The following is a 6,991-nucleotide window of genomic DNA, read 5'->3' on the forward strand; positions in this document are numbered from 1 at the left end:
TCGATTACATCGCCCGGCAGCGCGCGAAAAGCATAGGCGCGATGGCAGTGGAATCTCATAATTAAGGGCAAAAAATATCCCCGAACGCGTCGTGTCTCAGATTTAAGGGCAACGCGACACGCCGTCACCGCGTCCAGGATCGCGGCCAGCGATGGAAGCGGCGCCATCTTCGCACCGCTCGCCATGGGCGGGGCAGGGGGGCTCCGTGTTAGTGGCCCGCCGGTCGATCGCCTCGCTCGCTGGCTTGAGGGAATGGCGACGTCGTGCCTGACTGCGATGCGTTACCTAGATGACATTGAGTCTTGGTTTGTGCGGGCAGAAACCGAAATGTCGCCGCTCTCGGGTAAGACCCCTCCGGCGCTGCTCGCCACACTTACGGAATGGCCACTCGTTTCTGCGCCAATGGCCGAGGCCATTACAGGCGCCAGTCGAACTGCCGTTCAGCGCAACCTTGCTTGGATGGAAGCGCGAGGGCTAATCCGTGAGGTAACGAGACAAGGGCGCTATCGGATGTGGTGCACCGCGAACTGAATGCTGCTGATGGGATTTCCGAATTCCTTGACGCACTTCTGTCCTCCATAGACCTATGCCCAGAAGGTGAGATGATCGGCAATCTCTGCAGCTATGCGCTGAGACGGCGCAGCCGCTTGTCGATCTCAGCCACGGGCAGGAAGACAGCATCATCCGCGCGCCAGACCTGCAGCGCGGAGATGAGAAGCTCGACCTCGCAGACACCGGCCGCGTGCAGTTCGTCAATGATCCAGAGTACGCCATGAACGCGCACGGCGCGGGCGGTGGCCACCTTGCGCAGCAGGTTGTCGCCGGTCAGGAGGATACCGTTCTCCTGGCAGGTTGTCGTCACGAGGGCGAAGCAGTCGTTGGCCGACAAGCGGCTATGTTCCCGCTTCAGTGCGAAAACCCGCGCGACCTCTTCGCCCGGCAGATCATAGGTGGCAAGGCCACCATCTTCGAGCATCCGCCATTCCTGCGCCGTGAAGTCGAGGAGCTCCTCCTCACGGATGGGCAGGGGCACGATGAACCGATAGGGCAGCCGCAGCAGGACGTGCAGCAACTCTCCCTTCTTCAGGTCGATCAGGCAGGACGCATCATTGACGACGATACAGGTCACTGGTCACGCGGCCCCCTGATGTCACGTTCGACAACGCTCAAAGGGAGCCCGAGCATCTGGGCAGCGCGAACAGGCGAAATCAACTCCTCGCCGAGCGCGCGCCAAACGAGGCGCTCGAAGCGTTGCGGCTTCTCGAAGGCCGCGAAACCCTCACCGGGACCGATAGGCTCCGGCTCTTCGCGCCGCCAGCTTCGCGCATAGGTCTTGAACGCATATTCCACAGCGCTCTTCGACAGAATGCCCACTTGGCCGAGCCGCACGAGCATCGCGGCGGCAGAGACTCCGTAGGTGCGCTTGAGCCGCATGATCTCTATCCAGGTCATGCCGTGCCGGTTCCGGCCAGCTTCCTCTTCCAGATGCTCGCGCGGGATAAGAAACGCCCCCGCGAAGCGGTGCATGGACGGCTCCTTTTTCAGCGCGACATTGCCGGTCTCGATGATGATCCGATGCGCGAGCTCATGGGCGAGGTTGAAGCGCTTGCGCTCGACGTTGGTGTGCCGCGAGACGACGATCACCTCAGTCGGTGCACCTTCCGCCCGCTCAACATGACAAGCCAGCCCGTTGATGCGCTCAGGTAGATCGGCCTCGATGACCTTGAGCCCCTTGTCTTCGAGCAGGGCGGTCATGCTTGGGATGGGGTCGATCCCGAGCTTCCACTCGCGCCGCACGTCCCGCGCTTTGGCGTCGATGGCCTCTTCATCGGCTACCATGTCCACGCGCAGCGCGGCGAACGGGTCTTCAGCCGGATGCAGGTCGAGGATGTCCTCGATGGCGAGATAGTCTTCGAGCTTCTCGATCACGATGGCTTCCGCCATCGCGCGATCCTGCGCCGAGGCAGTCGAGTTCTTCCGCCACTCGACGCTTTCCAGAGCTTCGACCTGGCCACCGACAAGAAAATCCAGCGACACGCCGAGCGCCTTTCCGAGGCCGACCAACACCGACGAGGACGGCATCATCTTGTCCGCTTCGTATTTGCTGATGGCCTGCGCCGACACGCTTGGGGTCACGCGGTCGGCGAGAGCTTGCATGGATAGGCCAGCCCGCTTGCGGGCAAGCCTGAGCCTTTGTCCGAACATGGTCCTCTCCCGGCGGTTGTTGTTTTGGTTGATAAGCGCCATTTCCTAATCTATATTTAAACACAAGGTTGGCAGAATCGTCAACCGAAATCGACATATGGAGCTTAAAATGTCTAAGAAAAATCAGCATGTTGTGCCGCATCAGGGCGGTTGGGCAGTGAAGGGGGCGGGCAACTCCCGCGCGTCTTCCGTCCATGGCACGCAGCGCGAGGCCATCGCGGCCGCGCGAGAATCCGCCATGCGCCAGGGCAGCGAGATGCTGATCCACGGCGAGAACGGTCGCATCCGCGAGCGTAACACCTACGGCAACGATCCCTTCCCTCCGAAGGGCTAACAGAAAAGGAACGACGCGATGGCTCGCATCGAAATGCGGTTCAATGGCCGCAAGATCGCCTCTGCCGCCCAGCTTCAGCGTGAGCTGACGCGCAGCATGGAGAAGCACGTTGAAGACAGCCTCAAGAAGGCTGCCGGTCCCGGCGTGCGGATGAAGAAGACCCGCGAAGGCTACAGCTTCGAGGGCTCGCCCGAGCAGATCGAGCGCATGAAGAAGCGGCTGCGCTGACGTGGCCGTCGAAGCCGCCCACAGCGACTTCACCTCCCCAACTGGATTGCCCCTTCGGCTGGCAATCATCAACTCCGGTCGCTGAACCGCCGCTTGTAGCGGGAGACGGGAGTCCTTTCTCAGGCAACCGCCGTTCATACGACATTCAGGCCATCCCTTCCGGCTTCGGCCCCTCGGATAGGAAGGCACATGGCTTCAAGCCGATGCAGTGCTTCAAGAACTCACTGCGCGACCACACCGGCTATTGCGCCCACAATCTGGCTGAAGTCGAGCTTGATTGGCCAACTGAGTGAAAGTCACCGCGCAATCTCGCCAGCAAACACCGCCCGTCCGTGCACCGCCAAAGTTGCTGAAAACCTCTGGCACCCAAACTTGCGGATCACATCGAGTACCCGCGCTTCGTAGGCAGCGTGTCCGATCAAGCGACACAAGTCGGACGCGTGGAACTGGCGGTTCGCAGTTGGTGCGGCTTGCATCTGTCTCAGCAATTCGCGCTCTTTGGGATCCGTTATTGGTCTCGCGGGCGGCTTGACCGCGGGACAAGTTGGAGTTCCCCACGAATTTCGCCATCGGCGCATGAAGCCAAGCAGGAAGCCGGCCGGCACCCTGCCGTTGCCTCGGGATCGGTTGAAGGCGAGGAAGCGATCCCAGATGACCTGGGTGTCGATGTTCCAGCAGGGCAACGTGGCCTTCGCCGCTTTGATGAGCTCTGCCCAACTGGTCTGAAAAACGTTCGAACTCGCGGTGATATCGATCAGCCCTGAGAAGATAGTTTTGTTATTATTATCTCTAGATAGTGATGTGTCGTCTTCACCTGACACGAGATCATGGGGTTCACTCTCCTTGTCGAAGGCGGAAAACCGAAAGATCCAGGGCGCGAACTTGCCATTCGGCTTCGCCCGCTCGAGCTGCAACTCCGACGTCTCAAGTTCGCTCAAAAGAACCGAAAGATATTGTCGTGAAACACCCATCCTCTCCGCTAGGGCAGAGAGGGTGAAGGCTGCCGTTCCGCGCGACAAACCGTTGTAGCCATCCTTCCAGGCGATGGCATCGAGGATGAGGGTAGCAAGCTTGTGCGCTGCAACAGAGAGATTTGTCTGCGTGATCCGTCGCAGGATCAGGCCGGTCGTAGGTTCCATGGTCGAGGTCTCCTTGGAGAACCGACGCCATGTCGTGAGACAACAACATTCTTGCCAGCAAAACAACTTTGCTGGTTGCAGGTGTTTTAGCGGTGCGCTAGGAAACTCTTGTTCACGGAGTTTTCTAGCACGGCGTCAGGCTTCACGGTCTGGCGTCGTCTCCTTTTCGGGGGTTTTGCACAGCCTTACGTGCGGGGTTGAGATGACGCGCGCGGCAAAACCGCGCGCAGATTTTGTCAGTAGCGAACTTCTTCAGAACCATAGTTCCCGGCGTGATCACGCCAGTCGACGAAGACGGAACGGTAGAAGTAGCTGCCACATCCATTCGGGATGCTCAGGCCGGATGCGGCTGGCACCTGGCCCACGGTGGATCTTGTCCATCGGTAGTCGCCCTGCACGCCGTAGGACCCCAATCGCGTCGAGTCGCTGCGATTGCAGTCGCCATCTCGGTTTTCATGCTGGCGGTACTGGATGTGATAGACCCGTATGCTGCGCACGAAATCAAAGGCGTCGCCTGAGATGTCGATGTCAGCTTGCTCATCTGCTTGGACGTGAACAAGGGGTATCGGAGTCGATTCCTGCGGTTCGGGCGGATCGCGGAACGTGGTGTCATTAAGGCGTTCCATAGGCGACATCGGGCTGGGATCGTTGAACGACACACCCATCGGACACCGCCAGATTTGTAAGGGCGGCTCGATCGGCCATGGTGTGATCCGCCGAATGAAGACCGCTCTGGCATGCGCGCAGGGCGCGGAGGCAGGCCAGCCGCCCGCAAGGCAGAGGAGGATTGCACAGTCGACCTGATAGGCTTGAGCCGGACCTGACGAGGCCATTAGTCCGGATATGGTTAGTGCCGTGGCTGTTGCCACGCTGTGGATCACGTGCTTCATGATGCCGACTCCATCTATAATGGTGCAGCGATACGAAACAACATTAATGATAGCAAGAAGATTTGATTGATGGTTGCTTGCGACTGTTCGCTTGTGTCGCTTGACCGCTTCCAAGATCTGACGCCGGTTCTGGCTGCTTCTGCGTCTTGAAAGTGGCCAAAATTGCGGACCCCTTTCACGTTAGCTGCTAAACAAACGTCTGTTACAAAGGGGAAATTGGGTGTTCCAATGTGGCCGCGAAAGTGGTCACGGAAGGACAGATCGAATGAGCCCTCCAAACCGCGTGGCGCAGCGCTCGTGGCCTCGGGAAGGGCTGTATCGGGAAACTGCCGGGCCCGGCTCTCCGCATGGAATCCGGGATCAGAAGGGCGGGAGCAGCCAGCGAGCCGATTTGGGGCCCAAGTTGGGATCGAGCATGAGCTTGAATATCTATGTCAGTATCTGATACGATTGAGCATGGATAGGAGAGTCTGATGCCAAACGTCCACCTGACCGAACCGATGCAGAAATATGTGCAGGCGCAGATCGAGTCCGGCGCCTACGCCAATCTGAGCGAAGTCGTGCGCGCCGGCGTAAGGATGCTGATGGAGAAGGATGGCGCCCGGCAGTTCTATTCCCTCAAGGCCGACCTAGAGGAAGCAGCCTCCCTGGCCGAAAATGGGGATTTCGCCGAGTTCGATGCTCATGCCTTCGAACCGGATGCGTTTGATCGCTGACCCACATGACTATTCGGCTTTCCGGTCGGGCCAGGGCCGACCTTGAAGAGATCCGTGCCTACACCGTCGAAACTTGGGGTAGGGATCAATGGCTCGTCTATTACCGCCAGTTGGTTAACGCCTTCGAGCAGATCACCGGGGATCCCGACCGGGGTCGGGACAGGAGTCTCTTCGTTCCGGGGATGCGGTCCGTCAACTGCCAACGTCACGTGATCTTCTACAAGCGGCTAGATGCCGCGGATGGGGCGGCAGTCATCCTGCGCATCGTGCACCAGCGCCGCAACATGCCCGCGCTCGTCTACTACGAGGGTCTCGACGGCGGTTAAGCTCTTGCGTTTCCTCATTTCAATGGCTCGACCAGTCTTCCATAGTCTTCACTGACCTCGTGAAACGCGCGTTGGCGCCCGGCATTGAGGCAACGGAAGTAGTCCTACACATCGGCAAAGTGGATCTCAAAATCGTTCAAACCCGACCAATTTGAATGTTGGAAGCGCTAAGAATTACTGCTTCGATACCTGGTCATCACGCGAGCACTCAATTCCCATTGTGATCATGTTGATGTGGCTCGGTTTTTGTGCGCTGAAGAAACCAATGCTCAAAGATCAATACACAAGCCATGATCGCGAATGCGACCACTACAATCATTGGATCGCTCTGCCACTTTAGTGAAGCGAATACGACAAGCACGATCGCGTCGAGACCGATTGCAGTCAACATGATCCATCCATGCGCAGAAAGCTCGGCCCTAAGGTTTCGGTACACTCCCCAGTGAATAACCATATCCATTACAAGGTAAAAGAAGGCCCCCATAGAAGCTATTCGGCTAACGTCGAAGAGAATGGTCAGCAGGCTCGCAATCACTACTGTGTAGATCAGTGTATGGTCGCGGACTCCGCCTGACATCCCAAAATGACTGTGCGGGATCAATTTCATCTCTGTCAGCATTGCCAACATACGAGATACCGCAAAGATGCTGGCAATCACGCCTGATGCAGTTGCGATCAAAGCGAGCGCGACGGTCAGATAGAAGCCCGTTTCCCCAAGGGACGGTGCTGCCGCTTCCGCGAGCGCATAGTCTTTTGCTTCGACGATCTTGCCAAGCGGCAAGCTGCTTCCCACCGCAAATGCTACCAAGAGATACACCACTACGCAGACCGCCAATGAAATGATGATCGCGCGTCCGATGTTGCGGTGTGGGTCCACTATCTCGGCGCCGCTGTTGGTGATTGTCGTGAACCCTTTGAATGCCAGAATTGCCAACGCTGTGGCACCAACAAATCCACTGAGACCCTGTGAAGCTGTTCCATCTCCTGTTGTGCCAAAAGTAAACCCGCCGGCCCAAAGCGCAGAGATCCCAAACTGTCAATCGGCACCGAAAAATGACCCCCTATCGGCGTCCAAAAATGACCCCCTCATGCACGACGTAAGCTGGCCCGATGCGGTGTAGCCACCACACAGCGCAGCCGCGTCGGGCCAGCG

Annotated in this window: 8 protein-coding genes and 2 pseudogenes; 5 read left to right on the forward strand and 5 right to left on the reverse strand. The window is 58.4% G+C overall.

What is annotated here, in order from left to right; all coding sequences use genetic code 11:
- Positions 1-120: 120 nt before the first annotated feature.
- Positions 121-531 (forward strand): annotated as a pseudogene (locus I6N89_RS25630) (hypothetical protein); the annotation flags it as partial.
- Positions 532-622: 91 nt separating this feature from the next.
- On the opposite strand, the gene I6N89_RS24980 reads toward I6N89_RS25630, so the two are convergent.
- Positions 623-1,129 carry a hypothetical protein gene (locus I6N89_RS24980; protein WP_028095402.1) on the reverse strand — a complete coding sequence of 169 codons (507 nt, stop codon included), beginning with the start codon at positions 1,127-1,129 and terminating at the stop codon, positions 623-625.
- Complete coding sequence (locus I6N89_RS24985; protein WP_028095403.1) at positions 1,126-2,247, reverse strand: helix-turn-helix domain-containing protein; 1,122 nt, start codon at positions 2,245-2,247, stop codon at positions 1,126-1,128. Before I6N89_RS24985 ends, I6N89_RS24980 begins: the two co-directional genes overlap by 4 nt.
- A gap of 67 nt (positions 2,248-2,314) precedes the next feature.
- Here I6N89_RS24985 and I6N89_RS24990 point away from each other — a divergent pair, with 67 nt between their 5' ends.
- Together I6N89_RS24990 and I6N89_RS24995 are read left to right on the forward strand one after the other, a co-directional pair.
- Positions 2,315-2,539 (forward strand): DUF2188 domain-containing protein, encoded by a 225-nt coding sequence (locus I6N89_RS24990; protein ID WP_028095404.1) that lies wholly within the window; start codon positions 2,315-2,317, stop codon positions 2,537-2,539.
- 18 nt (positions 2,540-2,557) lie between these two features.
- A complete protein-coding gene (locus I6N89_RS24995) occupies positions 2,558-2,767 on the forward strand; it encodes a hypothetical protein (RefSeq protein WP_028095405.1) in 210 nt (69 codons plus the stop codon).
- Positions 2,768-3,063: 296 nt separating this feature from the next.
- Here I6N89_RS24995 and I6N89_RS25000 read toward each other — a convergent pair whose 3' ends face one another.
- Entirely contained in the window at positions 3,064-3,906 is an 843-nt protein-coding gene (locus tag I6N89_RS25000; protein WP_028095406.1) for a hypothetical protein, read from the reverse strand.
- A gap of 236 nt (positions 3,907-4,142) precedes the next feature.
- Positions 4,143-4,796, reverse strand: coding sequence for a hypothetical protein (locus I6N89_RS25005; protein WP_051693628.1), 654 nt, complete (start codon positions 4,794-4,796; stop codon positions 4,143-4,145).
- A 473-nt stretch (positions 4,797-5,269) separates the two neighbouring features.
- On the opposite strand from I6N89_RS25005, the gene I6N89_RS25010 reads away from it, so the two are divergent.
- Positions 5,270-5,512, forward strand: a complete 243-nt coding sequence (locus tag I6N89_RS25010) for a type II toxin-antitoxin system ParD family antitoxin (RefSeq protein ID WP_028095408.1) — start codon at positions 5,270-5,272, stop codon at positions 5,510-5,512.
- Between the two features lie 5 nt (positions 5,513-5,517).
- Positions 5,518-5,838, forward strand: a complete 321-nt coding sequence (locus tag I6N89_RS25015) for a type II toxin-antitoxin system RelE/ParE family toxin (RefSeq protein ID WP_028095409.1) — start codon at positions 5,518-5,520, stop codon at positions 5,836-5,838.
- A gap of 208 nt (positions 5,839-6,046) precedes the next feature.
- Here the strand turns inward: I6N89_RS25015 and I6N89_RS25020 are convergent.
- Positions 6,047-6,871 (reverse strand): annotated as a pseudogene (locus tag I6N89_RS25020) (APC family permease); the annotation flags it as partial.
- Between the last annotated feature and the right edge of the window lie 120 nt (positions 6,872-6,991).

It is taken from the genome of Salipiger abyssi (assembly GCF_017311415.1).
Lineage (GTDB): Bacteria > Pseudomonadota > Alphaproteobacteria > Rhodobacterales > Rhodobacteraceae > Salipiger > Salipiger abyssi_A.

Excerpts from the sequence above, each read along its gene's own strand:
- I6N89_RS24985 (WP_028095403.1), bottom strand. The coding sequence starts at position 2,247 with ATGGCGCTTATCAACCAAAACAACAACCGCCGGGAGAGGACCATGTTC.
- I6N89_RS24990 (WP_028095404.1), top strand. The coding sequence starts at position 2,315 with ATGTCTAAGAAAAATCAGCATGTTGTGCCGCATCAGGGCGGTTGGGCA.
- I6N89_RS24995 (WP_028095405.1), top strand. The coding sequence starts at position 2,558 with ATGGCTCGCATCGAAATGCGGTTCAATGGCCGCAAGATCGCCTCTGCC.
- I6N89_RS25000 (WP_028095406.1), bottom strand. The coding sequence starts at position 3,906 with ATGGAACCTACGACCGGCCTGATCCTGCGACGGATCACGCAGACAAAT.
- I6N89_RS25005 (WP_051693628.1), bottom strand. The coding sequence starts at position 4,796 with ATGAAGCACGTGATCCACAGCGTGGCAACAGCCACGGCACTAACCATA.
- I6N89_RS25010 (WP_028095408.1), top strand. The coding sequence starts at position 5,270 with ATGCCAAACGTCCACCTGACCGAACCGATGCAGAAATATGTGCAGGCG.
- I6N89_RS25015 (WP_028095409.1), top strand. The coding sequence starts at position 5,518 with ATGACTATTCGGCTTTCCGGTCGGGCCAGGGCCGACCTTGAAGAGATC.